General features: G+C 70.4%; 24 protein-coding genes, 1 other RNA gene, 1 pseudogene and 1 riboswitch. Of the genes and pseudogenes, 8 read left to right on the top strand and 18 right to left on the bottom strand.

Annotated elements, in window-relative coordinates:
- Positions 1-68: 68 nt before the first annotated feature.
- Positions 69-1,196: a tRNA 2-thiouridine(34) synthase MnmA gene (gene mnmA / locus ACIOMQ_RS30125; RefSeq protein ID WP_401942055.1), complete on the bottom strand. Its 1,128-nt coding sequence runs from the start codon at positions 1,194-1,196 to the stop codon at positions 69-71.
- A gap of 61 nt (positions 1,197-1,257) precedes the next feature.
- Between mnmA and ACIOMQ_RS30120 the strand changes: the two genes are divergently transcribed.
- Positions 1,258-1,938 carry an N-acetylmuramoyl-L-alanine amidase gene (locus ACIOMQ_RS30120; RefSeq protein WP_362211800.1) on the top strand — a complete coding sequence of 227 codons (681 nt, stop codon included), beginning with the start codon at positions 1,258-1,260 and terminating at the stop codon, positions 1,936-1,938.
- A gap of 36 nt (positions 1,939-1,974) precedes the next feature.
- Here the strand turns inward: ACIOMQ_RS30120 and ACIOMQ_RS30115 are convergent, their stop codons facing one another.
- From ACIOMQ_RS30115 to ACIOMQ_RS30105, 3 genes are all read right to left on the bottom strand, one after another.
- On the bottom strand, positions 1,975-3,144 hold the full coding sequence (locus tag ACIOMQ_RS30115) for a cysteine desulfurase family protein (protein ID WP_402191147.1): 1,170 nt from the start codon (positions 3,142-3,144) through the stop codon (positions 1,975-1,977).
- Positions 3,145-3,323: 179 nt separating this feature from the next.
- Positions 3,324-3,686 (bottom strand): DUF4190 domain-containing protein, encoded by a 363-nt coding sequence (locus ACIOMQ_RS30110; RefSeq protein ID WP_401942050.1) that lies wholly within the window; start codon positions 3,684-3,686, stop codon positions 3,324-3,326.
- A gap of 49 nt (positions 3,687-3,735) precedes the next feature.
- The gene (locus ACIOMQ_RS30105) at positions 3,736-3,897 is read right to left on the bottom strand and encodes a hypothetical protein (RefSeq protein ID WP_362211746.1); all 162 of its coding nucleotides are present in this window, start codon (positions 3,895-3,897) and stop codon (positions 3,736-3,738) included.
- Between the two features lie 126 nt (positions 3,898-4,023).
- Here ACIOMQ_RS30105 and ACIOMQ_RS30100 point away from each other — a divergent pair.
- Positions 4,024-4,638: pseudogene (locus tag ACIOMQ_RS30100) on the top strand (TetR family transcriptional regulator); the annotation flags it as partial.
- A gap of 183 nt (positions 4,639-4,821) precedes the next feature.
- Here ACIOMQ_RS30100 and ACIOMQ_RS30095 read toward each other — a convergent pair.
- The 11 genes from ACIOMQ_RS30095 to ACIOMQ_RS30045 all read right to left on the bottom strand — a co-directional run bounded on the left by ACIOMQ_RS30095 (position 4,822) and on the right by ACIOMQ_RS30045 (position 17,108).
- Positions 4,822-5,979 (bottom strand): helix-turn-helix transcriptional regulator, encoded by a 1,158-nt coding sequence (locus tag ACIOMQ_RS30095; RefSeq protein WP_402191144.1) that lies wholly within the window; start codon positions 5,977-5,979, stop codon positions 4,822-4,824.
- 83 nt (positions 5,980-6,062) lie between these two features.
- Positions 6,063-6,929 carry a thioesterase family protein gene (locus tag ACIOMQ_RS30090; protein WP_362211755.1) on the bottom strand — a complete coding sequence of 289 codons (867 nt, stop codon included), beginning with the start codon at positions 6,927-6,929 and terminating at the stop codon, positions 6,063-6,065.
- A 108-nt stretch (positions 6,930-7,037) separates the two neighbouring features.
- Positions 7,038-7,694: a trimeric intracellular cation channel family protein gene (locus ACIOMQ_RS30085; protein ID WP_362211758.1), complete on the bottom strand. Its 657-nt coding sequence runs from the start codon at positions 7,692-7,694 to the stop codon at positions 7,038-7,040.
- Positions 7,695-7,712: 18 nt separating this feature from the next.
- The gene (locus tag ACIOMQ_RS30080) at positions 7,713-8,942 is read right to left on the bottom strand and encodes an ABC transporter ATP-binding protein (protein ID WP_402191242.1); all 1,230 of its coding nucleotides are present in this window, start codon (positions 8,940-8,942) and stop codon (positions 7,713-7,715) included.
- A 35-nt stretch (positions 8,943-8,977) separates the two neighbouring features.
- A complete protein-coding gene (locus ACIOMQ_RS30075; protein ID WP_401942039.1) occupies positions 8,978-10,078 on the bottom strand; it encodes an ABC transporter ATP-binding protein in 1,101 nt (366 codons plus the stop codon).
- Complete coding sequence (locus ACIOMQ_RS30070) at positions 10,075-11,076, bottom strand: ABC transporter permease (RefSeq protein ID WP_362211806.1); 1,002 nt, start codon at positions 11,074-11,076, stop codon at positions 10,075-10,077. The genes ACIOMQ_RS30075 and ACIOMQ_RS30070 overlap by 4 nt, the downstream gene beginning before the upstream one ends.
- A 147-nt stretch (positions 11,077-11,223) precedes the next feature.
- Entirely contained in the window at positions 11,224-12,996 is a 1,773-nt protein-coding gene (locus tag ACIOMQ_RS30065) for an ABC transporter substrate-binding protein (protein ID WP_401942036.1), read from the bottom strand.
- 95 nt (positions 12,997-13,091) lie between these two features.
- Positions 13,092-14,096 carry an ABC transporter permease gene (locus ACIOMQ_RS30060; RefSeq protein WP_362211768.1) on the bottom strand — a complete coding sequence of 335 codons (1,005 nt, stop codon included), beginning with the start codon at positions 14,094-14,096 and terminating at the stop codon, positions 13,092-13,094.
- A gap of 545 nt (positions 14,097-14,641) precedes the next feature.
- Positions 14,642-15,421, bottom strand: a complete 780-nt coding sequence (locus ACIOMQ_RS30055) for an enhanced serine sensitivity protein SseB C-terminal domain-containing protein (protein ID WP_362211771.1) — start codon at positions 15,419-15,421, stop codon at positions 14,642-14,644.
- A gap of 181 nt (positions 15,422-15,602) precedes the next feature.
- Positions 15,603-16,373, bottom strand: a complete 771-nt coding sequence (locus ACIOMQ_RS30050; RefSeq protein WP_362211774.1) for an enhanced serine sensitivity protein SseB — start codon at positions 16,371-16,373, stop codon at positions 15,603-15,605.
- A 36-nt stretch (positions 16,374-16,409) separates the two neighbouring features.
- Positions 16,410-17,108: an AAA family ATPase gene (locus tag ACIOMQ_RS30045; protein WP_362211777.1), complete on the bottom strand. Its 699-nt coding sequence runs from the start codon at positions 17,106-17,108 to the stop codon at positions 16,410-16,412.
- A 159-nt stretch (positions 17,109-17,267) separates the two neighbouring features.
- A riboswitch (glycine riboswitch) is annotated at positions 17,268-17,365 on the top strand.
- Positions 17,366-17,506: 141 nt separating this feature from the next.
- On the opposite strand from ACIOMQ_RS30045, the gene gcvT reads away from it, so the two are divergent.
- The 4 genes from gcvT to ACIOMQ_RS30025 all read left to right on the top strand — a co-directional run bounded on the left by gcvT (position 17,507) and on the right by ACIOMQ_RS30025 (position 21,961).
- On the top strand, positions 17,507-18,634 hold the full coding sequence (gcvT, locus tag ACIOMQ_RS30040) for a glycine cleavage system aminomethyltransferase GcvT (RefSeq protein ID WP_401260871.1): 1,128 nt from the start codon (positions 17,507-17,509) through the stop codon (positions 18,632-18,634).
- A gap of 92 nt (positions 18,635-18,726) precedes the next feature.
- Positions 18,727-19,104: a glycine cleavage system protein GcvH gene (gene gcvH, locus ACIOMQ_RS30035; protein ID WP_401942031.1), complete on the top strand. Its 378-nt coding sequence runs from the start codon at positions 18,727-18,729 to the stop codon at positions 19,102-19,104.
- A gap of 19 nt (positions 19,105-19,123) precedes the next feature.
- A complete protein-coding gene (gene glyA, locus ACIOMQ_RS30030; RefSeq protein WP_093549220.1) occupies positions 19,124-20,383 on the top strand; it encodes a serine hydroxymethyltransferase in 1,260 nt (419 codons plus the stop codon).
- 195 nt (positions 20,384-20,578) lie between these two features.
- Positions 20,579-21,961 carry an L-serine ammonia-lyase gene (locus tag ACIOMQ_RS30025; protein WP_362211785.1) on the top strand — a complete coding sequence of 461 codons (1,383 nt, stop codon included), beginning with the start codon at positions 20,579-20,581 and terminating at the stop codon, positions 21,959-21,961.
- On the opposite strand, the gene ACIOMQ_RS30020 is transcribed toward ACIOMQ_RS30025, so the two are convergent.
- Both ACIOMQ_RS30020 and ACIOMQ_RS30015 read right to left on the bottom strand, forming a co-directional pair.
- The gene (locus ACIOMQ_RS30020) at positions 21,948-22,235 is read right to left on the bottom strand and encodes a DUF6204 family protein (protein ID WP_401260876.1); all 288 of its coding nucleotides are present in this window, start codon (positions 22,233-22,235) and stop codon (positions 21,948-21,950) included. The genes ACIOMQ_RS30025 and ACIOMQ_RS30020 overlap by 14 nt on opposite strands.
- The gene (locus tag ACIOMQ_RS30015) at positions 22,228-23,130 is read right to left on the bottom strand and encodes a TetR/AcrR family transcriptional regulator C-terminal domain-containing protein (RefSeq protein WP_402191142.1); all 903 of its coding nucleotides are present in this window, start codon (positions 23,128-23,130) and stop codon (positions 22,228-22,230) included. Before ACIOMQ_RS30015 ends, ACIOMQ_RS30020 begins: the two co-directional genes overlap by 8 nt.
- On the opposite strand from ACIOMQ_RS30015, the gene ACIOMQ_RS30010 reads away from it, so the two are divergent.
- Positions 23,066-24,616: an MFS transporter gene (locus tag ACIOMQ_RS30010; protein WP_401260882.1), complete on the top strand. Its 1,551-nt coding sequence runs from the start codon at positions 23,066-23,068 to the stop codon at positions 24,614-24,616. The genes ACIOMQ_RS30015 and ACIOMQ_RS30010 overlap by 65 nt on opposite strands.
- Positions 24,617-24,917: 301 nt before the next feature.
- Here the strand turns inward: ACIOMQ_RS30010 and ACIOMQ_RS30005 are convergent, their stop codons facing one another.
- Entirely contained in the window at positions 24,918-25,724 is an 807-nt protein-coding gene (locus tag ACIOMQ_RS30005) for a GNAT family N-acetyltransferase (RefSeq protein WP_362211797.1), read from the bottom strand.
- Positions 25,725-25,816: 92 nt separating this feature from the next.
- Between ACIOMQ_RS30005 and ffs the strand changes: the two genes are divergently transcribed.
- Positions 25,817-25,915: signal recognition particle sRNA small type (ffs, locus tag ACIOMQ_RS30000), an RNA gene on the top strand.
- Positions 25,916-26,139: the final 224 nt, after the last annotated feature.

Raw genomic sequence — 26,139 nt, 5'->3', positions numbered from 1 at the left:
ACACCGCATGCGGACGATCCGCATGTGCAGCCTATGACGCCGGCACGGGCCGTGCCAGCCCCGGCCCGTCAGCCGGCCGCCGCGGTCTCCCTACGCGCCGTCGTCGCGATCGTCGCCGAGCCGACTACCCGGGTGCCGTCGTACAGCACGACCGCCTGGCCGGGGGCCACGCCGCGTACCGGCTCGGTGAAGGTGACGTTCAGCGTCCCGTCGACCAGTTCCGCCGTCACCTCGGTCTCGCCGCCGTGGGCGCGGAGCTGGGCGGTGTACGTGCCGGGGCCGGCCGGGGCGGTGCCGCACCAGCGGGGCCTGATGGCGGTGAGTGCGGTGACGTCGAGGGACTCGACCGGGCCGACCGTCACCGTGTTGTTCACCGGGGAGATGTCCAGGACGTAGCGCGGCTTGCCGTCGGGGGCGGGGTGGCCGATGCGCAGCCCCTTGCGCTGGCCGATGGTGAATCCGAAGGCGCCCTCATGGGTGCCGACCTTCGTGCCCGACTCGTCGACGATGTCGCCCTCGGCCGTGCCGAGCCGGCTCGCCAGGAAGCCCTGGGTGTCGCCGTCGGCGATGAAGCAGATGTCGTGGCTGTCGGGCTTCTTGGCGACGGCGAGGCCCCGGCGCTCGGCCTCGGCGCGGATCTCGTCCTTGGTGGTGAGGGTGTCGCCGAGCGGGAACATCGCGTGGGCGAGCTGCTTCTCGTCCAGGACGCCGAGGACGTACGACTGGTCCTTGGCCATGTCGGAGGCGCGGTGCAGCTCGCGGCTGCCGTCCTCGCGCAGGACGACGGTGGCGTAGTGGCCGGTGCACACGGCGTCGAAGCCGAGCGCCAGGGCCTTGTCGAGCAGCGCGGCGAACTTGATCTTCTCGTTGCAGCGCAGGCACGGGTTGGGGGTGCGTCCCGCCTCGTACTCGGCGACGAAGTCGTCCACGACGTCCTCGCGGAAGCGTTCCGCCAGGTCCCAGACGTAGAACGGGATGCCGATGACATCCGCGGCGCGGCGCGCGTCGCGGGAGTCCTCGATCGTGCAACAGCCGCGTGCTCCGGTACGGAAGGACTGCGGGTTCGCGGAGAGGGCGAGGTGCACACCGGTCACGTCGTGGCCCGCCTCGGCGGCGCGGGCCGCGGCGACGGCGGAATCGACACCGCCGGACATCGCGGCGAGCACACGGAGGGGGCGCTGGGAAGTCTGAGTCATAGCCCCACCAGAGTACGGGGCGCCGGGAACCGAACGCTCGCGGATAAGCGTTGTGGACCACATGGGGACCAAGGGGACGGCGGGCGCCAAGGGCTCCGCGGGGGCGAAGTCCGGGCGCGGCATCAGCCGGCGCGGGCTGCTGATCGGCGCTGCCGTCACGGCCGCAGGCACGGCCGCGCTGGCACGGGAACAGCTGGAGCGTGCCTGGTGGCGACTGCCCGGGGTGGACAAGCCCCGGACGCCGGGCGAGGTGGACTACGCGCGGGCCGAGTGGATATCGGCGTCGTCGGCGAACTGGCGCCGGGCCGACCGCCCCGCCGACTACCCGATCGACCGGGTCGTCGTCCATGTCACCCAGGGCGGCTACGGAAGCGTGGTGAAGGCCTTCCAGGACCCGGGACACGGGGCGGCGGCGCACTACGTGGTGCGCAAGGACGGCCATGTGGCGCAGATGATCCGTGAGCTGGATGTGGCGTTCCACGCGGGGAACAGGTCGTACAACGAACGCAGTGTCGGCATCGAGCACGAGGGGTTCGTGGACCGTCCGCAGGACTTCACAGCGGCGATGTACGGGGCGTCGGCGCGGCTGACGGCGGCGATATGCGGGCGGTACGGGATGCCGGTGGACCGCGAGCACATCATCGGGCATGTGGAGGTGCCGGGCACCGACCACACCGATCCGGGGAAGCACTGGGACTGGGACCGGTATCTGAAGCTGGTCAGGGCGGCGGGCGCGCGGTGACCACGAGGCCCGCCCGATCGCCGGACGGGCTCGATTTCAGCTGAGGCCCGCCGTCCGTGCCCGCTCCACCGCCGGTCCGATCGCGCGTGCCACCTCGCCGATGTCCTGCTTGGTGGACGTGTGGCCGAGTGAGAAGCGCAGGGTGCCGCGGGCCAGGTCCGGGTCGGTGCCGGTGGCGAGCAGGACATGGCTCGGCTGGGCGATGCCCGCGGTGCACGCGGAGCCGGTGGAGCATTCGATGCCCTGGGCGTCCAGCAGCAGGAGCAGGGAGTCGCCCTCGCAGCCGGGGAAGGTGAAGTGTGCGTTGGCGGGGAGTCGGCCGCCCGGGGCCGGATCCCCGCCGAGGACGGCGTCCGGCACGGCCGCCAGCACCTCCGCGACGAGGTCGTCGCGGAGGCTCCCGATCTCGCGGGCGAACTCCTCGCGCCCGTCGGCGGCCAGCCGTCCCGCGACGGCGAAGGCGGCGATGGCGGGCACGTCGAGGGTGCCCGAACGGACGTGCCGCTCCTGGCCGCCGCCGTGGAGCACGGGCACGGGGGTGTGTTCGCGGCCGAGCAGCAGCGCTCCGATGCCGAACGGTCCGCCGATCTTGTGCCCGCTGACCGTCATCGCGGCCAGCCCGGACCGCGCGAAGCCGACTTCCAGCTGCCCGAACGCCTGCACCGCGTCGGCATGCATCGGTACGCCGAACTCCTGCGCAACGGCCGCCAGTTCGCGTACCGGCATGATCGTGCCGATCTCATTGTTGGCCCACATCACGGTGACCAGCGCGACGTCGTCGGGGTTGCGGAGAACCGCGTCGCGCAGTGCGTCCGGGTGGACGCGTCCGTGCCGATCGACGGGGAGGTATTCGACGTTCGCGCCCTCGTGTTCGGCGAGCCAGTCGACGGCGTCCAGCACCGCGTGGTGCTCGACCGGGCTGGCCAGCACTCGGGTGCGACGGGGGTCGGCGGCGCGGCGGGCCCAGTACAGGCCCTTCACCGCGAGGTTGTCCGCCTCGGTGCCCCCGGCGGTGAAGACCACCTCGCTGGGGCGCGCGCCGAGGGCGTCGGCGAGGGTCTCTCTCGACTCCTCGACGGTACGGCGGGCCCGGCGCCCGGCGGCGTGCAGTGAGGACGCGTTACCGGTGACGGCGAGCTGGGCGGTCATCGCCTCGATCGCTTCCGGAAGCATCGGCGTGGTCGCGGCGTGGTCGAGGTAAGCCATGGTGGGCTCGATTCTACGAGCCCGGGGCGGGGCGTATGCCGGGCGCACCGCGGCCCGGTCCCCGCGCACCGCGCGTGCACTCGGCCGCCCGCCCCGGTCCGGAGCCCGATCCGGTCGGAGACGGTGCTGGTGGAGACGCCGGTGCGGGCCGCCGGCCCGGCCGTACGTACCGGTCCCGGTCAGCCGGCGAAGTTCCAGGAGACCGTGCCGCTGCCGGTGACCAGGAAGGCCAGCACCACAAGGTCGGCGACGCCGAGGGCGAGCCCGAGGAAGGCACGGCCGCGGCGGGAAGTGGAACGGGCGAGGGCGATGACCGCCATGACGATGGCGGTGGGGCCGAGCAGGATGTTCATCACCAGCAGGCCGATGAGCCCGAGCACGAAGGAGGCCACGGCCAGGCCGTCGGCGTCGCTGTTGATGCCGGTGCTGGTGCCGGTACCGGTGTTGATGTCGGTGCTGATGTCGGCGTCGGTGCTGATACCGGCTTCGGCGTCGGGAGCGGCCTTCGCGGCGCGGCAGCGGACGGACACGGTGAGTGCCATGGTGCGGGCCCCTTCGAATCGATGACGGGAACAGCGATCGGAACGGAGGTCAGCGGCACCGGCGCTGCGCGCCCGCCCGCTCCCGCACGGCGAAGATCAGCAGCCAGCAGCCGATCACTGCGGCAAGCGCGAAGCTGAGCGGGAGCGGAATCTGAACCACCGCTCCGAGCACGACCCCGAGCAGAAGCAGTGCGGCGACGAGGACGATCATGTTCAGCCTTTCCGCTGGCTCTCCAAGGCTCCGGAGAACATTTGAGAGTACGACTGTTCACTGACTTGTCAGTCTAGCTCCGGACGCTCCTTCCCCGCCCTGGAGAACAGTTGTTTACTGAATGGCATGAGTCACACCGCAGGCATCCGCCAGGCCCAGAAGCTGAGAACCCGTCAGGCCCTACTGGATGCCGCGCTCGGACTGCTGGAGGGCCAGAGCCTCAGCAGCCTGGGGCTGCGCGAGGTGACCCGGGCGGCGGGCGTCACACCCACCGCCTTCTACCGGCACTTCGACGACACCGCCGCGCTCGGCGTGGCGCTCGTCGAGGAGGCGCTGGGCAGCCTGCACGGAATGATCGGAGCGATGCTCGCCGAGACCGGCGACAGCGAGGAACGGCTGGACCGCTGCGTGGAACTGATTTCACGTCATGTCCGTGAGCAGCCCGCCCACTTCCGCTTCATCGCCCGCGAACAGCACGGCGGCGTGGGCCCGGTCCGCGAGGCCATAGCAGCCCAGCTGCGGCGATTCGCCGAGGAGGTGGCGGCGGCCCTCGCCGAGGAGCCGCAGTCCCGGGGCTGGAGCGAGGAGGATCTGCTGATGCTGGGCGGCCTCTATGTCGACCACATGGTGATCACCGCCTCGGCGCTGCTCGACGCGGGGCCGGAAGGCGAGCAGCAGGTGGCCGGGGTGGCCCGCCGCCGGCTGAGACTGGTCACCCTCGGCAGACTGCACTGGCTGGACGGCGCGGGCAGCGCGGGCGGCGCGGACAGCGCGGACAGCGCGGACAGCGCGGACAGCGCGGACAGCGCGGACAGCGCGGGCGGCGCGGGCGGCGCGGGCGGCGCGGACAGCGCGGACAGCGCGGGCGGCGCGGGCGGCGCGGGCGGCGCGGGCGGCACGGGCGGCGCGGACAGCGCGGGCGCCTCAGAGCCCGCCCGGCCCTGATCCGCCGGTCAGCCCCTCGGGCCCACCCGGACCCGATCCGCCGGGCAGGCCCCCAAGACCCGCCGGTCCCGATCCCCCCGGGGCCGTCCCCGAGGCGGCCGCGGAGTCCCGCCCGTCTTCCGCGTCCGGCCCCGGCTCCCCGTACAGCGCGACCACCGCCGCCGCGTGACGGGCGAGAACGGTCCGCGCCTCCGGCGGAGAGAGCACTTCGAGGTTCGGGCCGAAGGAGAGCAGGGAGCGGGCCCACTCCACCGAGTCCACGGCCAATTCGGCCCGCACCCAGTCGCCCTGCTCCCCGCCCCGCGTCCGCTGCCCGCGCGCACCTCGCTCCGCTCGTCCCTCGGGCCGGGGTTCCCCGGTCAGCACCCCGGCGTGGAGGCGTACGAACAGGTCGAGCCGGGAACGGTGCACCCGTACGCGCAGCCGTACGCCCCCGGGCCGCTCCTCGACCCGCTTGCGCAACTCGTCCCACAGGTCCGCCAGCTCCACCCCGGGCCGGCGCACGACCGCCTCCTCGGTGAGGACGGCCCGACGCACCCGGTCCGCCCTGAAGAGCCGGGGCTCCCCGTCGTGATCCGCGACCAGGTACCAGACGCCCGCCTTCACGACGAGGCCGTACGGGTCGACGGTGTAGGTGCGCGGGGTCCGGGTGCCGCTGTGCCGGTAGCCGAGCCGCAGCCGCCGGTCGGCGAACACGGCCTCGTGCAGTTCGGCGATGTCGACGACCGGCTGCGGGCCACTCATCCAGCGCACCGGGTCGACCAGGATCCGTCTGCTGGTCAACTCGGCGGCGGGCCGGTGCGGTGCGGGCAGGGCCGCCATGACCTTGCGCAGCGCGGAACCGAGCGCCGCGTCGAGACCGAGCGGGGCATGGGCGCCCTGCGCGGCGAGGACGAAGAGGGCGCGCGCCTCGTCCGCGGTGAGCCCGGTGACGTCCGTACGGAAGCCCGGCAGCAGGGCGACGCCCCCGCGCCGCCCCCGCTCGGTGTAGACGGGGACGCCGGAGGCGGAGAGCGCCTCGATGTCGCGGTAGATCGTGCGTACGGAGACTTCGAGGCGCTCGGCGAGCTCGGTGGCGGGCACGAGGCCGCGGGTCTGGAGCAGCAGGAGGATCGAGAGCAGCCGGTCGGATTTCACGCCACCAGCTTCCCCCGCGGCCTCACGGTCCCGCGTACCCCCGCTCCGCCCCCGTACGGCTGTCCGGCTGTCCGGCTGTCCGGCTATGCGCGCGGTGCCCGCGCCAGCTGACGGGACTGGGCCACCAGCCGGTCCGCGCTGTCCCAGACGTCCGCGTCCTCCTCCAGGTAGCCGCCCGCGAGGTTGCGGGTGGTGATGGAGACGCGCAGGGGGCCGGGGGCGGGACGGCAGCGGATGTGCGTGGTGAGTTCGATGGTGGGCGTCCAGCCCTTGATGCCCAGCTCGAACGAGGTGGGCGGCAGCGCGTCGACGGTGAGCAGCAGCGAGAGCGGATCGGCGTCCCGGCCGTCCGCGAGACCGAACCAGCCTCGCATCTCGCCCTTGCCGGAGGGGGCGCCGACGGCCCAGCCGACCGTCGCCGGGTCGAGCTTGATGGCGATCCGCTCGGTGATGGCGGAGCTGCCGGGGATCGGGGCCGGGCCGTCGCTCGGGCCGAGGCAGTGCTCCAGCGGCGGGATGGCCGGCGGCTTCGCCGAGGTGCGGACGTCGTCGGACAGCGCGTCCAGATCGCCGTAGGTGGCGAGGACCCGGATGCGTTCGATCTCGGTGCCGTCCTCCGCGTACTGGAAGAGGGAGGCCTGGCCGGTGGAGAGGGTGCGGCCGGTGCGGACGGTCTGGGTGCGGATCACCGCGGGCCCCGGGACGGACGCGGTGAGGTAGTGCGCGGAGACCGAGAACGGGTCCGGGTGCGGCAGGGCCTCGCCGAGCGCGCGGCCGAGCATGGCCAGCAGATAGCCGCCGTTGACCGCGCGGATGATCGTCCATCCGGCGGAGAGCTCGGCGTCGTAGACGCCTTCTTCGCGAAGGGTGACGGCGGTGTCGCGGTCGAACTCGCTGTCCCCGATGGTTGCCTGTGCGGTCCGCGCCGCCCGCGCTGCTGCCTGTGCCATGCGATGCACCGTACACCGACTGTATTACTGAGCGGTAGCTTTTTGTGGCCGGAAGATGTCGGAGCACGGCGTCCGCAGGGCCGCGAAGCCGTATCGGGTGGCCGCGGGTCACTCCTCGGCCGTCGCCGACCGCCGGTTGTAGGCGCGCGGGGCCCGCCAGTGGTAGCGCATCGCGAGCAGCCGCAGCGCGAAGGCCATGATCACCGCGATGCCGCTGGTGAACGCGTTGAGCGCGTCGAAGCGGATGCAGAGCACGATCATCGCGGCGCCGACGATCGCGGGCACGGCGTACAGGTCGCGGTCCCAGCGCAGCAGCGAGGGCACCTCGTTGGCCAGTACGTCGCGCAGCACACCGCCGCCGACCGCGGTGGCCAGCCCCAGGGCCGCCGACGCGGTGAGGCCGAGGCCGTAGCCGTACGCCTTGACCGTGCCCGTGACGCAGAACAGCCCGAGGCCGGCCGCGTCGAAGACGTTGACGCCCACCTGGATCCGCTCGACGTGCGGATGCAGGAAGAACACCAGACCGGCGGCGAGGAGCGGGGTCGTGAAGTAGCCGAGGTCCGTGAACGCCGCCGGCGGGACCGCCCCGATGACGATGTCACGGAACAGCCCTCCGCCCAGCGCGGTCACCTCGGCGAGTACCGCGATGCCGAAGACATCGAAGTTCTTGCGTACGGCGAGCAGAGCGCCGGAGATCGCGAAGACGAAGATTCCGGCGATGTCGAGCGCATGCTGGACGGAGGGCGTGAACAGTTCGTTGAGCACCGGGCAATTGTGCCGGTTCTACTCCTTCGGGCTGCCCTCCGGCGCATCGGACGGTGCGGGGCCGTCGTCGGCAGCGCTCTCGTCAGCAGCGCTCTCGTCGGCCGCGTTCTCGTCGGCCGCGTTCTCGTCGGCCCCGGACTTGCGCACCGTGACGATCTCGATCGCCTGGCGGGCCTCCGCCGTCACCGTCTCGCCGGGTGCCTGGTCCGGCGCGTTCTCCGGATGGTGGCAGGCCACCTGGTGCCCGGTCTTCAGCGCGGCCATCGGCGGCTCCTGCGTCTTGCAGACCTCCGTCGCCTTCCAGCACCGGGTGTGGAAGCGGCAGCCGCTGGGCGGCGAGATCGGCGACGGTACGTCGCCCGTCAGCAGGATGCGCTCGCTCTTGGCCGAACGGCGCTTCGGGTCCGGGATCGGCACCGCCGAGAGCAGCGCCTTGGTGTACGGGTGCATCGGCGCCCTGTACAGCGACTCGCGGTCGGCCAGCTCCACGATCTTGCCGAGGTACATCACCGCGATCCGGTCCGAGACGTGCCGGACGACCGAGAGGTCATGGGCGATGATCACGTACGTCAGACCCAGCTCGGCCTGGAGGTCGTCGAGCAGGTTCACCACCTGCGCCTGGATGGAGACGTCCAGCGCCGAGACCGGCTCGTCCGCCACGACCAGCTTGGGGTTGAGCGCGAGCGCGCGGGCGATCCCGATGCGCTGGCGCTGGCCGCCGGAGAACTCGTGCGGATAGCGGTTGTAGTGCTCGGGGTTGAGGCCCACCACCTCCAGCAGCCGCTGCACCTCCTGCTTGACGCCGCCCTCGGGCGTGACGCCCTGCAGCTTGAAGGGTGCGCCCACGATCGTGCCGATCGTGTGCCGGGGGTTCAGCGAGGAGTACGGGTCCTGGAAGATCATCTGCATGTCGCGGCGCATCGGGCGCATGGCGCCGACGCCGAGGTGCGTGATGTCCTTCCCCTCGAACTCGACCTTCCCCGCGGTGGGTTCGAGGAGCCGGGTGATCAGCCGGCCCATCGTCGACTTTCCGCAGCCGGACTCCCCGACGACGCCCAGGGTCTCGCCCGCGCGCACCTCGAAGTCGATCCCGTCGACGGCCTTCACCGCGCCGGCGCTGCGCTGCAGCATGCCCTTCTTGAGAGGGAAGTGCTTCTGCAGCCCGGTCACCTTGAGCAGCACCTCGCGGGAGGCGGCCTCCGCGACCGCCGCGCCGCCCCCGGCAGACCTCTGCGCCGGAACGTCCACGCCCTTGTCCTCGCTCGTCACGGCCTTGTCCTCGCTCACAGCTTGGGCGCAATCTCTTCGGTCCAGATACGCTCCCGCTGCTCCTGCGACATGTGGCAGGCCGCCCAGTGCCGGCTGCCGACCTCCTGCAGCTCGGGCCGTACGGTGCGGGTCACGTCGTCCTTGGGCACGTCCGCGTACGGGCAGCGCGGGTTGAAGGCGCAGCCCGACGGGATGTTGATGAGCGACGGCGGGGAGCCCTTGACCGGGATGAGCCGGTCGGTCTGGTCGCGGTCGAGACGCGGCATCGAGCCCAGCAGGCCCCAGGTGTAGGGGTGCCGGGGCTCGTAGAACACCTTCTCGGCCGGTCCGCGCTCGACGCAGCGCCCGCCGTACATCACGAGGATGTCGTCGGCGAGCTCCGCCACGACGCCCAGGTCGTGGGTGATGATGACGACCGCGGAGCCGAACTCCTTCTGCAGGTCCCGGATCAGGTCGAGGATCTGCGCCTGGACGGTCACGTCCAGCGCGGTCGTCGGCTCGTCGGCGATCAGCAGCTCGGGGTTGTTGACCAGCGACATGGCGATCATCGCGCGCTGGCGCATGCCGCCGGAGAACTCGTGCGGGTAGCTGTCGACGCGCTTGTCGGGCTGCGGGATGCCGACCCGGTCGAGCATCTCGACCGCCCGCTTGCGGGCGGTCTTCTTGTCCACGGTGTGATGGACGCGGTACGCCTCCACGATCTGCTTGCCGATCGTGTAGTACGGGTGCAGCGCGGACAGCGGGTCCTGGAAGATCATGGCCATGTCGCGGCCGCGCAGCTTGCGCACCTCGTCGGGGTCCGCGGACAGCAGCTCCTTGCCGTCCAGCCAGATCTCGCCGGAGACCTGCGCCTTGCGCTTGCCGTACTGGCCCGCGGTGTGCAGGCCCATGATGCCCAGCGACGTGACCGACTTGCCGGAGCCGGACTCGCCGACGATGCCGAGGGTCTTGCCCTTCTCCAGCTGGAAGTTGAGCCCGTCGACGGACTTGACCAGCCCGTCGTCGGTCGGGAAGTGCACCTTGAGGTCGCGCACTTCGAGGAAGGCGGTGGGAGCGGGCGAGCCCACCGGGGCGGGCTCGCCCAGCGCGGCACCGCTCTTGTGCAGTTCGGTCATCCCAGCCTCACTCGCGGGTCGATGACGGCGTACAGAATGTCGACGACGAGGTTGGCGACGGCGATCGCGAGAGCCGCGAACAGGGTGACGCCGAGGATCACCGGCAGGTCCTTGTTGCTGATGGCCTGGACCGCCGCGAGCCCGAGCCCCGGCAGGTTGAACGTGGATTCGGTGAGGACGGCGCCGCCGAGGAGCACACCGATGTCCAGGCCGAAGACGGTGAGGATCGGTGTCATCGCGGACCGCAGGGCGTGCCGGGTGATGACGGTTCCCTCCCCCAGCCCCTTGGCGCGGGCGGTGCGGATGTAGTCCTCGCCGAGCACTTCGAGCATGGTGGCTCTGGTGAGCCGGGCATACATCGCGGCGTTCAGGAAGGCGAGCACGATCCACGGCAGGATCAGCGTCTGGAACCAGGTGCCGATGCCGTCGTCCGTGGAGAGGTTGTCGGCGATGTGCACCCAGCCGAGGTTGTGCACGAAGAGGCCCATCGCGACCATGCCGGTGAAGAAGATCGGCAGCGAGACGCCGCCGAGGGCGGTGGTCATCGCGGCCCGGTCCCAGATGCTGCCGCGCCGGAGCGCGGACACCACACCGGTGGCGACGCCGCCGATGAGCCACAGGACGCAGGCTCCGGCGGCGAGCGCGCCGGTGACGGGCAGGGCGTCCTTGAGGGTGGTCCAGACCGGTACCTCGGTGCGGAAGGAGTAGCCGAAGCAGGGCGCGGCGCAGTGGGTGACGTCGTCACCGTTCGCGTAGTCGCGCCCCATCGGGATGCCCTTGACGAAGTCCCAGAACTGGACGAGGAGGGGGTCGTCGAGACCCAGTTTGATCCGGATGCCCGCGAGCTGCTCGGCACCCGTGGCCTTGCCGGCGAAGAGGACGGCGACGTCCTGACCCGCCCACTTGGGCAGCATGAAGAAGATGGTGAAGGTCGCGAGCAGTACGACGAGCACCATGATGACTACGGCGAACAGGCGCCGGATGAGATAAGCAAGCACTGTGCGCGGCCCGGCGGTGGCCGGGAACCCCTTGTGGGGGCTCCCGGCCACCGCCCCGGCCATCACCTGCCCTTCGGACTGGCGGGTTTCGGCGGCGGTGGGGCAGTCAACCGGGTTGACTGCAAATGCTGTTGACTAGAACAGCGACTACTTGACGACGCCGAGGGAGACGTAGTCGTAACGGCCGCTGTAGGCGTCGGACATGTAGACGTTCGTCAGCCGGTCGCCGCGCCAGGTGATGTTCTTCTCGTAGATGAAGGGCATCCAGTCGGCCTGGTCGAGGATCCGCTTGTCGAGAGCCTTGTAGATCTCGCCGGCCTTGACCGGGTCGGTCTCCGCGATCGCGTTGTCGAAGAGCTTGTCGATCTGCGGGTCCTTGAGCTGCGACTCGTTGTAGTTGCCGGTGTCCGACAGGAACCGGCTGTCCCACAGCGGCTGGCCGAAGCCCTGGCCGGACGGGAAGTCCGGGCCCCAGCCGCTCATCGTCATGCCGTAGCCGCGCTTCTTCACGACGGCCGGCGAACCGGTGATGCTGGAGGCCTCGGCGCCGTCGATCGGGTCGACCTCGACCTTGATGCCGACCTTGCCGAGCTGCTCCTGGAGCGCCTCGGCGGTGTCGACCTCACCCGGGTTGTTGTTGCGGGCGGTGAGCTTGGTCGAGAAGCCGTCGGCGTGACCGCACTGCTTCAGCTCGTCCTTGGCCTTGGCCGTGTCCGGCTTGCCCTTGCGGGCGAGAACGCCGTACGGGTCGTAGTCGCTGTGCCCCTTGATGGAGGTCGGCAGCGTGCTGTTGGCGATCTCGCCACCGGCGATCTCACCACCGCGGGTCTGCTGGAGGCTGGCGAAGTCCGTGGCGTAGAAGACGGCCTTGCGGCAGTGGACGTCGTCCAGCGGCTTGGCCGTGTGGACGAGCGCGACGTAGCGGACGAAGGACGTCAGCATGTTGTCGACGCTGGCCTTGTGGTCCTGGATGGCGGTGACGCGGCCGGACTGGGTCATGCCGGTGCCGTTGAGGTCGACGTCGTAGTCGCCCTCCATCAGCTTCTTGTCGTTCTCCTCCAGGTTGGCGGAGATCGTCACGGTGATCTTGTCCGGGAGCGCGGCGCGCACCGGGTCCGAGGACTTCTGCCACTTGTCGTTGCGGACGAGGACGATGTTCTTGCCCGGCTTGTACGACTCGAACTTGTACGGGCCCGAGGAGAACGGCCGCTGGGTGTACTTCGCCTTGCTGTCCTCCGACGCCTTCACGGGCGTGCCGGACGGCATGGCGAGGAACTGCTCGAAGTCACCGTTGGGCTTGGGCAGCTTGAAGATGACGGTGCTGTCGTCCGGCGTCTCGATCGCCTTCAGACCGAGCTTGTCCGGCGACGAGTCCTTGTAGGGGCCCTTGTACTCGCCCTTGGGGTCCAGCGTCTGCTTCAGGTACTGCGGCCCACCGGTGATGGTGTCCGTCGCCCAGATGCGCTCGATGCCGTACTTGACGTCCTTGGAGGTCAGCTTGGAGCCGTCCTCCCAGGTGATGCCGGGGCGCAGCTTGTACGTGTACGTCTTGCCGCCGTCCGAGATCACACCGGGACCGGTGGCGAGGTCGCCGACCAGCTTGGTGGAGGCGGCACCGGGCTTGGTGTCGTACGTGACCAGCTGGCGGGTGTAGAAGCGCATGAAGTCCCAGGCCATGCCGTAGTAGGCACGCTGGGGGTCGGCGGAGTCGAGGTCCTGCTTGCCGACCATCTTCAGCGTTCCACCCTTTTTGGTGGACGGGTTGGCGACCTTGTTGAACGCCGCGTTGAACCCGGCGGCCTTCGACTTGCCGTCGCCACTGTCGCCGTCGCCGCCGCCGCACGCCGTGGTGGTCATCAGCGCCGCGACCACGAGGGCCGCACCAGCGGTGAGCCGTCGTTTCGAGGTAACTGTGGACATTTTCTCGTAACCTCCGAGATCGCGGTCCCAGGCCGTTGCTTGCCGGAGAACCATGGGAAGAGCCACCTGACAGTGCGGCAGGGGCAAGTCGTGGGCTATCGGGTCCCCTTGGGGTCCAGGGCGTCGCGCAGCCCGTCCCCGAAGAGGTTGAAGGCCAGTACGGTGATGAAGATCGTCACGCCGGGAAAGACCATGAACATCGGGTCGTGCTCGTACGTCTCCAGGGCGTCGCGCAGCATGCCGCCCCAGGAGGCCGTGGGCGGCCGCACACCCGCGCCGAGGAAGCTGAGGGCCGCTTCGGTGAGGATGTTGGTGGGGATCATGAGCGTCGCGTAGACGGTGATCGGCGCCACCAGGTTCGGCAGCAGCTCGCGGAAGAGGATGTGCCCCCGCCCGCCGCCGAGACTGCGCGCCGCCTCCACGTACTCGCGCTCACGCAGCGAGAGCGTCTGGCCCCGGACGATGCGTCCCACGTACGGCCAGCCGAAGAAGCCGATGACGGCGACGAGTACGGCGATGCGCACCCCGCTGCCGGTGAGGCCGAGCAGGTCGTCGGGGAGGACCGAGACGAGGGAGATGATGAAGAGGAGCTGCGGGAAGGACAGCAGCACGTCCATGACCCGGCTGATCACCGCGTCCACCCAGCCGCCGAAGTAGCCGGCGATGATCCCGAAGAGCGTGCCGAGCGCCACCGCGACCAGGGCCGCCAGGAACGCCACGAGCAGCGAGATCCGGGCGCCGTAGACGATCCGGCTGAAGATGTCGCGCCCCTTGTTGGGCTCGACGCCGAAGAGGAAGTCGCCGCTCACGCCGCCGAGGGAGCCGGTGGGGAGATTGGTCAGCGGGTCGAGCTTGTCCTGGTGGAAGTCGTTCGGCGGGTGCCCCAGCAGGCCCACGATGAGGGGCGCGAAGACCGCCACCACGATCAGGACGAGGACAACGATGCCACCCGTCAGAGCGACCTTGTCCTGCTTGAGGCGGTTCCAGGCGATCTGCTTGAGGGAGCGCCCCTCGACCTTCTTCGCCCCGGAGTCGGCTGCGGGACCGCCGGTCGCGATCGGGTCCGCTTCCGTGGTCGGCTCGTGCAATGGTGCCGTCATCGTGGCAAGGACCCCTCTCAACCGGCGGTGGCCGGGCCGAACTGGCCGCTGTGGCGGCGCGGATCAGTCAGTCGTACACGGAGGCGGCAGGACGCCCTTGCTGCGGGAGTCTTCATTGCTGTTGCGCGAGGTAGCCATACCGTCAGGCGAATGGATGCCTAACCGTGATGCGGTCAGGGGTGTTCCGTTATCCGGACGGATGTGAACGCCCGCCGAACACTGGTCAGTTGAGGTGGAAGAGGGCATGCGGACAGATTCACCCCGCATTCACCATCAGACATCCCCAGCACGGAGATCCCGGACATGGGGAGCGGAACCGCGCAGGGGTCCGGGAAGCGCGCGGGAGCGCGGCCGCGCGGTAGGTGTCGGGAAAGCGGTCCGGAATTCGGGGAGTTGGTGCCGGACGAGTACGTTGCGTTCCGGGAATCAGGACCGTACGCATGCATTCCCTGCACACCCGGCACGTACACCTGCATTCCGGGCGCGAGGGGCGGACGCATGCCTGCCGGGAGGCTCCGGTACGTACAACTGCGCTGCCGGCAGGCTCAGTACGCGCCCTGCGGCGGGTAGCCGTAGCCGGCCACCGGCGCCGCCGGGGCGTGGGCCTCACGGTCGTAGAACGGGCGGGTGTTGGCGCGCAGCCACATCGCGACGGGGTCGTACTCGTCGGACATCGCGACCGTGGAGACGGGCAGCCCGTCCGGGACCGCGCCGATCGACTGCTGCATCATCGCCCGCACCGCGTCGACGGAGGTCTGGCTCGTGTCGTAGAGATCGAGGCCGATGGCGAGATACGGGACGCCCAGCGCGGGCTGCACCCAGGCGCGGCGCAGCGAACGGATCGCGGGGGTGTGATGGGCGTTCTGCGTGAGCAGGGCGTAGAACTGCGGGATCTCGATGGCGGGCTCGGTGAGCCGGAGCGGGCCCGCGGGCATCCGGTCGAGACCGGTGGCGATCCGGCGCAGGTCCAGCCAGGGGATGCCCACGCCGCCGCCCGGGGCGTGCGGGTTGAGCCAGATGCCCCAGCGGTCCGGGAAGAGGGCGCGGGCGATGTCGCGGCCGGTGACCAGCTCGTGGGCCCGGTTCCAGCCGCTGGCCGAGAGCTCCTGGGCGGACGTCACACAGGGGGCGTAGCCGAGGCCGTCGACCTCCATGTTCCCGTACTGGGCGTCGGGCGAGCCCGCCTGGCCGTGCCAGAGGAGCATCCAGATCCGGCCGTTCGCGAGGGCCTGCAGCAGCGCCTCGTACGCGTCGTAGCGCCCGGGCGTCACTTGGCGCAGCATGTGCTCGACCTGCCCGGCCGCCGCGGTGCCTGACGCACTCACCTGGTCCCGCCCCTCTTCGATCCACTGTGTCGGCCCGCCGCTCCCGGGGCACACGGGTGCGGCATGGTGCCGTGGCACCATGCCATCAAACCAGCTTATGCGCCGGTCCTGACACCGACTTGACGCCTCGGGCCGACGCGGTGATCCACTCCGGAGCGGTCCGCGGGCACCGTGCCGGGCGCTACCCGTCCGCGCGGCAGTAGAACGGCCGGATCCTCTCCCGCATCCAGTCGGCGACCGGGTCCTGCGCCACATCGAGCAGGACCAGGTTGACCGACCACGGCACCTCGACGCGGCCGAGCGCACGGCCGAGGGCGTCCATCGGGGCGTTGCGCCCGGCGCCCTCCCAGGTGGAGAGCTCGACACCGATGAAGAGGACGGGCTCGCCGCCCTCGATGCTGGCCAGGGTCCGGCGGGCGGTGAGCACGACAGCGCTCTCCTCGAATTCGCCGGCCGCCGCGGCGAGGAAGTCGACGGGCTCCTCCTTCCAGTCCGGCTCGTACAGCCGGACCCTGCCTCCGCCGGCCGGTCCGTCCAGCGGGGTGCGTCCGCCGCGGCAGAGCTCGGCCACGGCGGGCGGCGGCAGCGGCGTCCCGACGGCGCCGCCCGGGTTCACCGCCATACCGAGCTGCGGGGGCAGTCCGCGGGCGAACTCGCGGGCGGGCGCGACGGTGAAGGACATGGCGGCGCCGACACAGCTGAGGAACTGCTGCTCGGAGCTGAACACGGGAACGTACGCGGCGCCCTCGATCTCCAGCGTCGGCAGGTCCAGGTCGGGGGAATCGGGTCCGCCGCCGTTGGGCAGGGGCACCCAGACGTGGCTGCGCCCGAGCACCTCGACGAGCCGTCCGCCCGCCTCCGGGCTGCCCACCGAGGCCATCAGCACCTCTTCGAGCTCATTGGCGGGCCATCCGCCCTGCGGATGGGACTGGCCCTGTGCCGGAATGTCCACTGCTTCCCCTTCTTGCCCGAGCCTTCCGGCAGAAGGTTAACGTCCGGCTCCCGGGCCCCGCGGGTCCGCGAACCCGATCCGGGTCAGCAGACCCGCCGCCTCGCGGTCCAGCAGCACCGCCGAGGCGCACCCCGGCGGCAGCAGGCCGGTCTCGGTGTCCCGGAGCAGCCTTCCCACCGCCCTGCGGTGCCGGGCGAACGCGTACCCGGAGACGCCGCGCCCGCGCTCCCGCTGGCCCTCCCTCGCCGTCTGCGGCGTGACGTCGAGCAGGACGAGGTGGAGCACCCGGCCCCGGCGCCGCGCCGCACGGGCCAGCCAGCCGCGTACCCACGCCTGGGTTCCGCAGTCGTGGACGACGACGGACTCGCCGGAGCGCAGCACCCGCCACAGCCCCCCGTAGTGGGCGGCGCGGACGAGGGGGCGGTAGAGGGCGTACGGGAGTAACCGGGGCACGATCCGCGCCCAGTGGTCCCGGGTGTCCTGGGAGTCGATGGCGCGGGCCGTCGTCACCGCCCGCCGGATGAGCGTCGATTTGCCGCTGCCGGGCAGCCCGGAGACCACCACCAGGTCACCCGCCCCGAAGTGCAGGCTGCGCGGGCTGCGCCCGGCCCGGTCCCGGAGGTCCCGCACCACGGGCGCGGGCGGGCCGAGCGCATCGGCGGCCGGCGCCCCCGGTTGTGCGGGCATCGCGCCGTGCGCGACCCCCGCGGTCGTCGCGTACCGCTGCAACGTCATCGCCCCTCCCCCTGTCTGGTCACCCCACACATGCCCCTGAAGTGTAAAGAAAAGGTAATGCGGCACAACCGTCCACGCCGCAGATTCCCGTGAGGGACCGGGGCCCCACTCCGGCGCGATGCGTGCGATGATGACCCGGCCAACTGCATAAAGGCCGCTTGAATCCGCGCGGGAGAGTTCCGGTGACTACCTGTGCCGGGCGCCGAAGGAGCAAGTTCCTCCCTTGAATCTCTCAGGCCCCGTACCGCGTGGATGAGGCAGATCTGAAAAGCGGGCCGCTCCGCGGCCCCACCCAAGGTGCAAGCCGAACCCCTCAGGGGGCTCTCGGCGAACCTCTCAGGTTCCGATGACAGATGGGGAGGGACTGTCCTCGTCGTCATGCCCTGGGAGCCATATCCATGAGCACCGCCCCCCGTCTCACCGCCCTCGATGCCCTGCACCGTTCGCTGGGCGCGACCATGACCGACTTCGCGGGCTGGGACATGCCCCTGCGGTACGGCAGCGAGCGCGACGAGCACAACGCGGTCCGCACCAGGGCCGGCCTCTTCGACCTGTCGCACATGGGCGAGATCACCGTCACCGGCCCCGAGGCCGCGGCCTTCCTCAACTACGCGCTGGTCGGCAACATCGGCACCGTCGCCGTGGGCCGCGCCCGCTACACGATGATCTGCGCCGAGGACGGCGGCATCCTGGACGACCTGATCGTCTACCGGCTGGGTGACGACGAGTACATGGTCGTCGCCAACGCCGGCAACGCCCAGATCGTGCTGGACGCGCTGACCGCGCGGGCCGGCGGCTTCGACGCCGGCGTACGCGACGACCGCGACGCGTACGCACTGCTCGCCGTCCAGGGCCCCGAGTCCCCCGCCATCCTGGCCGCCGTCACCGACGCCGACCTGGACGGGCTGAAGTACTACGCCGGCCTGCCCGGCACGGTCGCCGGTGTCCCCGCGCTGATCGCCCGCACCGGCTACACCGGCGAGGACGGCTTCGAGCTGTTCGTCGCCCCCGTCCACGCCGAGCAGCTGTGGAAGGCCCTCACCGAGGCGGGCGCCTCCCGCGGCCTGATCCCGTGCGGGCTCTCCTGCCGCGACACGCTGCGCCTGGAGGCCGGCATGCCGCTCTACGGGCACGAGCTGACCACCGAGCTGACCCCGTTCGACGCCGGTCTCGGCCGCGTCGTGAAGTTCGAGAAGGAGGGCGACTTCGTCGGCCGCAAGGCGCTTGAGGCCGCCGCCGAGCGTGCCGAGACCGCCCCGCCCCGCAAGCTGGTCGGACTGATCGCCGAGGGCCGCCGCGTGCCCCGCGCCGGTTTCTCCGTCGTCGCCGTGGGCGGGACCGGCAGCGAGGTCGTCGGCGAGGTCACCTCGGGCGCCCCCTCGCCGACCCTGGGCAAGCCGATCGCCATCGCGTACGTGGACGCCGCGCACGCCACGCCCGGTACCGCAGGCATCGGAGTGGACATCCGGGGCAGCCACGAGCCGTACGAGGTCGTGGCGCTGCCGTTCTACAAGCGCCAGAAGTGACGTCGGCGCTCCCGAAGAAGTGACGCAGTCGCGTCTCACACCGTAAGACCACCGTTCATCAGCACTCCCCCGCGTACAGGAGAATTCAGGTCATGAGCAACCCCCAGCAGCTGCGTTACAGCAAGGAGCACGAGTGGCTGTCGGCCGTCGAGGACGGTGTGGCCACGATCGGTATCACCGAGTACGCGGCCAACGCCCTCGGCGATGTCGTCTACGCCCAGCTCCCCGAGGTCGGTGACACGGTGACCGCGGGCGAGACCTGCGGCGAGCTGGAGTCGACCAAGTCGGTGAGCGACCTGTACTCGCCGGTGACCGGTGAGGTCACCGCCGCGAACCAGGACGTCGTGGACGATCCGTCGCTGGTGAACTCCGCTCCGTTCGAGGGCGGCTGGCTGTTCAAGGTACGTGTGGCGGAGGAGCCGAAGGACCTGCTCTCCGCCGACGAGTACTCCGAGTTCTCCGGCAACTGAGACCCCAAGGGACCACCTGATGTCGCTTCTCAACTCATCCCTCCACGAGCTGGACCCGGACGTCGCCGCCGCTGTCGACGCCGAGCTCCACCGCCAGCAGTCCACCCTCGAAATGATCGCCTCGGAGAACTTCGCTCCGGTCGCGGTCATGGAGGCCCAGGGCTCCGTCCTCACCAACAAGTACGCCGAGGGCTACCCCGGCCGCCGCTACTACGGCGGTTGCGAGCACGTCGACGTCGTCGAGCAGATCGCCATCGACCGCATCAAGGCGCTGTTCGGCGCCGAGGCCGCGAACGTCCAGCCGCACTCCGGTGCGCAGGCCAACGCCGCCGCGATGTTCGCGCTGCTGAAGCCGGGCGACACGATCATGGGCCTGAACCTGGCCCACGGCGGTCACCTGACCCACGGCATGAAGATCAACTTCTCCGGCAAGCTCTACAACGTGGTCCCGTACCACGTCGACGAGACCGGCGTCGTGGACATGGCCGAGGTCGAGCGCCTGGCCAAGGAGTCCAAGCCGAAGCTGATCGTCGCCGGCTGGTCCGCCTACCCCCGCCAGCTGGACTTCGCCGCCTTCCGCCGCATCGCGGACGAGGTCGGCGCGTACCTGATGGTCGACATGGCGCACTTCGCGGGCCTGGTGGCCGCGGGTCTGCACCCCAACCCGGTGCCGCACGCCCATGTCGTCACGACCACCACGCACAAGACCCTCGGCGGTCCGCGCGGTGGCGTCATCCTGTCCACGCAGGAGCTGGCCAAGAAGATCAACTCGGCGGTCTTCCCGGGCCAGCAGGGTGGTCCGCTGGAGCACGTGATCGCCGCCAAGGCGGTCTCGTTCAAGGTCGCGGCGACCGAGGAGTTCAAGGAGCGCCAGCAGCGCACCCTGGACGGCGCCCGCATCCTCGCCGAGCGCCTGGTCCAGCCGGACGTCACCGAGGTCGGTGTCTCCGTGCTGTCCGGCGGTACGGACGTCCACCTGGTCCTCGTCGACCTGCGCAACTCCGAGCTGGACGGCCAGCAGGCCGAGGACCGGCTGCACGAGCTGGGCATCACGGTCAACCGGAACGCCATCCCGAACGACCCGCGGCCGCCGATGGTCACCTCGGGTCTGCGGATCGGTACGCCGGCCCTGGCGACCCGCGGTTTCCAGACCGAGGACTTCACCGAGGTCGCGGAGATCATCGCCGCCGCGCTCAAGCCGTCCTACGACGCGGACGCGCTGAAGGCCCGCGTCGTCGCGCTGGCCGAGAAGTTCCCGCTGTACCCCGGCCTGAAGTAGCCCGGCACACAGACCGTCCCGAAGTGGTCCGGGACGTAATTCGGGACACAGTTCGGCACCTTTCGGGCGGGGCACCGCGCACACTGTTCAGTGAGCGCGGTGCCCCATCCCTTGTCCCCGCTGCTCTTCGGACCGACCGGTCCGTACCGCATCACCCGGCAGACGACGACGTCTACCAACCCTGAGGAGTCTTCCGTGGCCATCTCGGTCTTCGACCTGTTCTCGATCGGCATCGGCCCGTCCAGCTCCCATACGGTCGGCCCGATGCGCGCCGCCCGCATGTTCGCGCGCCGGCTGAAGAACGAGGGCCTCATCGCCCACACCGCCTCCATACGCGCGGAGCTGTACGGCTCCCTCGGGGCGACCGGTCACGGCCACGGCACTCCCAAGGCGGTCCTGCTCGGCCTGGAGGGCGAGTCGCCCCGCACCGTCGACGTGGAATCCGCCGACGACCGGGTGGAACGCATCCGTACGACCGGCCGGATCAATCTGCTCGGCATGCACGAGATCGACTTCGACGCCGACGAGCAGCTGGTCCTGCACCGCCGCAAGGCCCTCCCGTACCACGCCAACGGCATGACGGTCTTCGCCTTCGACCGCGAGGGCGCCACACTGCTGGAGAAGACCTACTACTCCGTCGGCGGCGGCTTCGTCGTCGACGAGGACGCGGTGGGCGAGGACCGGATCGTCCTCGACGACACCGTGCTGAAGCACCCCTTCCGCACCGGCGACGAACTGCTGCGGCTCTCCGGGGAGACCGGCCTGTCGATCTCTTCCCTGATGCTGGAGAACGAGAAGGCCTGGCGCACCGAGGACGAGATCCGCTCGGGTCTGCTGGACATCTGGCGCGTCATGCAGGCCTGCGTCTCGCGCGGCATGTCCCGCGAGGGCATCCTGCCCGGCGGCCTCAAGGTCCGCCGCCGCGCCGCGAAAACCGCCCGCCAGCTGCGCGCCGAGGGCGACCCGCAGGCCCACGCGATGGAGTGGATCACCCTCTACGCGATGGCGGTCAACGAGGAGAACGCGGCGGGCGGGCGCGTCGTCACCGCGCCCACCAACGGCGCGGCGGGCATCATCCCGGCCGTGCTGCACTACTACATGAACTTCGCGGCCGGTGGAGCCACCGAGGCGGAGAAGGAGGACGGCGTCGTCCGCTTCCTGCTCGCCGCCGGAGCCATCGGCATGCTCTTCAAGGAGAACGCCTCCATCTCCGGCGCCGAGGTCGGCTGCCAGGGCGAGGTCGGCTCCGCCTGCTCGATGGCCGCGGGCGCCCTCGCCGAGGTCCTCGGCGGCACCCCCGAGCAGGTCGAGAACGCCGCCGAGATCGGCATGGAGCACAACCTCGGTCTGACCTGCGACCCGGTCGGCGGTCTCGTCCAGATCCCGTGCATCGAGCGCAACGGCATGGCCGCGGTCAAGGCCGTCACGGCGGCGAAGATGGCGCTGCGCGGCGACGGCAGCCACAAGGTCTCCCTGGACAAGGTCATCAAGACCATGAAGGAGACGGGCGCGGACATGAGCGTGAAGTACAAGGAGACCGCGCGGGGCGGGCTCGCGGTGAACATCATCGAGTGCTGAGCAGAAGCCTCTGATCAGGGGTTTCTTGCCCTTCGGCGCTGTCACGGGCTTCCCGCCCGCCCAGCGGGTCGTCCTTGGCGTCGGCGGGTTGCCGGACGACGCAGCGGAACGTGGAGTTACGGAGCGGCAGCTCGTGGATCAGGGTTCCCTCGTCGGTCAACGCGGCACTGAGGAGGTCGTGTTCGGCGGCGCTCTCGACGAGTGCGGCACGCTGGGCCTCGTCGAGGTCGGCAAACGTGCCGCGGACGATGACGCGGTAGGTACCGTCACTCATGGGTCGAGGGCTTTCCTTCGAGGGGGGCGGGTTCAGCCGTGGAATGCGCGCGGTTCTCGGCGAGCAGGGCTGCCAGCCCGTCGAGGAGACGTTCGAGACCGAAGGCGAATCGGTCCTCCATGGACGGAGCGGTGAGGTCGCCGGCCAGGGCGACGAGGTTCGGGAAGGTCGTTTCCGGCAGTCCGCGCAGCCGGTCGGCCGCCGCCCGAGCGACCTCGGAGCGGCTGGCGCCCTCGGTCTCGGACGCGGAGATGGGCGACTGCTCCTGGAGCACGAAGCCCTGGACGAAGGCGCCGAGAAGGTAGTTGGCCAGGGCGGCGTCGGCATCGGAGAATCCGGCTTCGCGCAGCCGGTCCAATTGCTCCTCCATGAGACGCAGCAGGTTCGGGCCGAGTGCGAGCCGCCCGGCGACGACCTTGGCGGAGTCGCGTTTGGCCAGCAGGTGCCGTCGGTAGCGCAGCGAGTACTCGCGAAGCTGCTCCCGCCAGTCGCCCTGCCTGGGTGGCGGCTCGGCATCAGCCATGAGCTCGTCGGTGAGCAGGTCCAGTAGCTGCTCCTTGTTGCGAACGTGCCAGTACAGGGAAGCCGCCTTCACCCCCAGTTCGGCGGCGACCTTGCGCATCGACAGCCCGGCGATGCCTTCACGTTCCAGCACGCGCAGGGCCGCCGCAACGAGCGTCTGACGGGTCAGTCCTGGCTGTGCAGCATCCTCAGCCGCGCCCTCGCGTACCACCGGCCACCTCCGTCGAAAGAAAACCGGTTTGCAATCTAACACCGTTAGGGGCACTCTGGCGGCTCCGAATGGTCGACTAACACTGTTAGGGAATGTGATGGAGGAGTTCACCTCCGGGCGCAAGCGGCTCGTGCTTGCCGCCTTGTGCGCCACGATGTTCATGGCGATGCTCGACAACGTCATCGTCAACAACGCCCTGCCCCGCATCGGGCAGCAGCTGCACGCCGGCGTCAGCGGACTGCAGTGGGTGGTCGAGGGCTACAGCCTGGTCTACGCCGCCCTCCTGCTCACCGGCGGTACGCTCGGCGACCGGTACGGCCGCAAGCGAATCTTCCTCATCGGGCTGGCGCTGTTCACGGCAGGATCCGCGGCGGCGGCGCTGTCCGGGTCGATCGGCCCGCTGATCGCCGCACGCATGCTGCAAGGACTCGGCGCGGCACTGCTCACACCGGGCAGCCTGTCGATTCTGCGGCACGTCTTCACCGACGAGAAGGAGCGGGCCCGTGCTGTCGGACTCTGGTCCGGTGTCTCCGCCCTGGGCCTGGCGATCGGCCCGGTCCTGGGCGGGCCGATGGTGGACGCGTTCGGGTGGGCCAGCGTGTTCTGGATCAACGTCCCGATCGGAGCGGCCGGGCTGCTGCTTGGAGTCCGAGCGCTCCCGGAGTTCGCAGGCCGGGCCAGGCGAGTGGACCTTCCGGGCCAGTTGCTCTCGGTGCTGGGCTTCGGCGCCCTGGTCTACGCACTCATCGAGGGACCGGCCCGCGGCTGGACCGACACCCGCGTCCTGGCCCTCGCAGCGGCGGCGGCAGTGGCCCTGCCGGCCTTCGTCGCGGTCGAACTCCGCACCACCGACCCCATGCTCGACCTGCACCTCTTCCGGGACCCGGTGCTCGGCGGAGCCGCGGTGAGCGGATTCATGATCAGCTTCGGCATGTTCGGTGCGTCGTTCTTCCTGCCCTTGCTCATGCAGGATGTGATGGGCTGGACACCATCGAGCGCGGGCCTGGCGGGGCTGCCCATGACCGCGATGATCGTCGTCGCCGCGCCGCTGTCCGGCATACTCACCACGCGCTGCGGTCCCCGGATTCCGCTGGTCACCGGCCTGACCCTGTGCGCCGTGGCCCTCGGCGGCCTCTCGCTCTACGGTGGCCACGCCCGCTACCCGGAGTATCTGTGGGTGCTGCTCGCCATGGGAATCGGCATGGGGATGACCTTCACACCGGTGTCCGTCACGGTCATGAAGCGTGTCCCCCTCGCCCAGGCCGGTATGGCCTCCGCGACCCTCAACATGCTGCGCGAGATCGGCGGCGTCGTCGGCGTCGCCGCCCTGGGAGCCGTCCTCACCAGCCGCCTGGCCGCCACGTTGGACAGATCGCTCGACCGGCTCGACGTTTCTCCCGGAACCCGCCGCGGCATCGCGGACTCGGTCGCCGGCGCGGGTGCGGGCAGAACCCAGGCCCTGCCCGCACCCGTCCATGACGCCGTGAACACCGCCTTCATCGAAGGGCTCCATCTGGCCTTGCGCTGCGGCGGCGCGGCCATGGCCACCGCAGCGGTGATCGTGGCCGTCCTCCTCCGCTCGGCATCGGGCCGGGCCACCGCACCCGCCGGCGAACCGGCACAGCAGGACGAACCGGCGTACCCGTAGGAAGGGAACAAGAATCTCCGACTCGCGTCACCGGCACCTGGTTCCGGAGCGTGCCTCTTCGATCAGGTCGTACGTTGTTGCGGCCATGGTGAGTCGGGGGATCCGACGGACGACGAATGGGCCGTGCCGGAGTCGTTGTCGCCGGTGAGCAACGACCGGCGCGGCCGGTGGCGGGATCACCGGCGACTCCGTGCAAGTCCTGGTACACCGCACCCGGAGAGTCCCGCTTCGATGTCCCGGCGGCGCCTGTCCCGCAGACGTCGTCCGGACAGAAGTCCTGGCGCTGACGGGGTCTCAGGACCTATGGGACGACGACAGTCAGCGATGTGTCAGTCAGCTGAAATCCGAGCTTCTCATAGACACGGCGGGCCGGATTCGCCTCGCTCACGGCGAGTGAGACCTCGGCCAGCCCGTCGGACGCGGCAACGCCGAGCACCCGACGCAGCAGATCGGCGCCAAGGCCCGCGTAGCGCGCTTCGGGCCGACGGAACACGTCCGCGACCCACGGCAGGCCGTCGCGGTCGGTGAGGATCGCCCCGGCGACCACACGGTCCGCCTCGTCCACCACCAGGGCACTGCACGGGAGGACCGGCCCGAGAACAGAGCCCGCCAGCATCGGTGCCAGAAGCTCGTTCAGCACTTCTTCGTCACTGCCGCGGTGATGGTCGGGGTGGTCGGGAGGAAAGGCGGCCCGCCAAGCCGGAAACACCGCATCCGCATCGAGACCGCAAGGAACGGCCCGGAGTCCGTCGCCCAGGGCACGCGACGACCAGTCGGCCGGTGGCGGACACGCGACCAAGTCCCTCCGCATCTCGTGGGCGTGCCTCATCACCCGGGCACCACGGCGCAGCAACTGCTCACCGAGTTCGACAGACCCCGAGACCGCCCATCCGGACATGTGGGAGACGATGGTTTCCACGGGGTCGGGACCGACCACTTCGGCCAGGTCCGCCCATGGGTGCCCCTCCCGAACACCCTGCAGATACGTCAGGACCGGCACGCCCTCCCCATTGGTCAGGGTCTGGCGCTGCTCGTCGTTCTCAGTCACTCTTCGTCCTTGATAGATCACGTGTATCTCAGCGCAGGCATTGTGCAATTGGGTGTCCACTGCCGCAACAGGATTTCCGCAGTTCAGGACGTCCGCTGTTGCCCCGCTCAGAACCCCGGTTCTGTGGGCGAGAGTGATCAGGTAACGTTCGCCGCAGCCCCTCATGTGGCGCTATCTGACTGAACTCCCCCAGGGCCGGAAGGCAGCAAGGGTAGGTCGGCTCTGGCGGGTGCGTGGGGGGCGTTTGCGTTCCGTTCGCCCGGCCGGACACGCGATCCGGTCAGGGCGGTCGACGGGGCCGGGTATGGGGAGGGGCACCCCGCGATCGCTGGTGCCCCTCCCCATACCCGGAAAAGATCTTCAGACCGGCAACGTCATGGCGTTCAGCCCATGAACTTCTTGAACTCGTCGGGCAGCTCGAAGTTCTTGTCGTCCTGCGCCGGCAGACCGAACGCGCCGCCCTGCGCGGCCTGCT

It is taken from the genome of Streptomyces sp. NPDC087845 (assembly GCF_044742755.1).
Lineage (GTDB): Bacteria > Actinomycetota > Actinomycetes > Streptomycetales > Streptomycetaceae > Streptomyces.
This window is presented reverse-complemented; position numbering and strand designations above follow the sequence as displayed.

Excerpts from the sequence above, each read along its gene's own strand:
- gcvT (WP_401260871.1), top strand. The coding sequence starts at position 17,507 with ATGAGCACCGCCCCCCGTCTCACCGCCCTCGATGCCCTGCACCGTTCG.
- ACIOMQ_RS30115 (WP_402191147.1), bottom strand. The coding sequence starts at position 3,144 with ATGGCTTACCTCGACCACGCCGCGACCACGCCGATGCTTCCGGAAGCG.
- glyA (WP_093549220.1), top strand. The coding sequence starts at position 19,124 with ATGTCGCTTCTCAACTCATCCCTCCACGAGCTGGACCCGGACGTCGCC.
- ACIOMQ_RS30075 (WP_401942039.1), bottom strand. The coding sequence starts at position 10,078 with ATGACCGAACTGCACAAGAGCGGTGCCGCGCTGGGCGAGCCCGCCCCG.
- ACIOMQ_RS30065 (WP_401942036.1), bottom strand. The coding sequence starts at position 12,996 with ATGTCCACAGTTACCTCGAAACGACGGCTCACCGCTGGTGCGGCCCTC.
- mnmA (WP_401942055.1), bottom strand. The coding sequence starts at position 1,196 with ATGACTCAGACTTCCCAGCGCCCCCTCCGTGTGCTCGCCGCGATGTCC.
- ACIOMQ_RS30045 (WP_362211777.1), bottom strand. The coding sequence starts at position 17,108 with ATGACGTTGCAGCGGTACGCGACGACCGCGGGGGTCGCGCACGGCGCG.
- ACIOMQ_RS30110 (WP_401942050.1), bottom strand. The coding sequence starts at position 3,686 with ATGGCACTCACCGTGTCCGTCCGCTGCCGCGCCGCGAAGGCCGCTCCC.
- ACIOMQ_RS30120 (WP_362211800.1), top strand. The coding sequence starts at position 1,258 with ATGGGGACCAAGGGGACGGCGGGCGCCAAGGGCTCCGCGGGGGCGAAG.
- ACIOMQ_RS30015 (WP_402191142.1), bottom strand. The coding sequence starts at position 23,130 with ATGAACATCGTGGCGCACAAGGCGGCAAGCACGAGCCGCTTGCGCCCG.
- gcvH (WP_401942031.1), top strand. The coding sequence starts at position 18,727 with ATGAGCAACCCCCAGCAGCTGCGTTACAGCAAGGAGCACGAGTGGCTG.
- ACIOMQ_RS30020 (WP_401260876.1), bottom strand. The coding sequence starts at position 22,235 with ATGAGTGACGGTACCTACCGCGTCATCGTCCGCGGCACGTTTGCCGAC.
- ACIOMQ_RS30010 (WP_401260882.1), top strand. The coding sequence starts at position 23,066 with ATGGAGGAGTTCACCTCCGGGCGCAAGCGGCTCGTGCTTGCCGCCTTG.
- ACIOMQ_RS30060 (WP_362211768.1), bottom strand. The coding sequence starts at position 14,096 with ATGACGGCACCATTGCACGAGCCGACCACGGAAGCGGACCCGATCGCG.
- ACIOMQ_RS30105 (WP_362211746.1), bottom strand. The coding sequence starts at position 3,897 with ATGATCGTCCTCGTCGCCGCACTGCTTCTGCTCGGGGTCGTGCTCGGA.
- ACIOMQ_RS30090 (WP_362211755.1), bottom strand. The coding sequence starts at position 6,929 with ATGGCACAGGCAGCAGCGCGGGCGGCGCGGACCGCACAGGCAACCATC.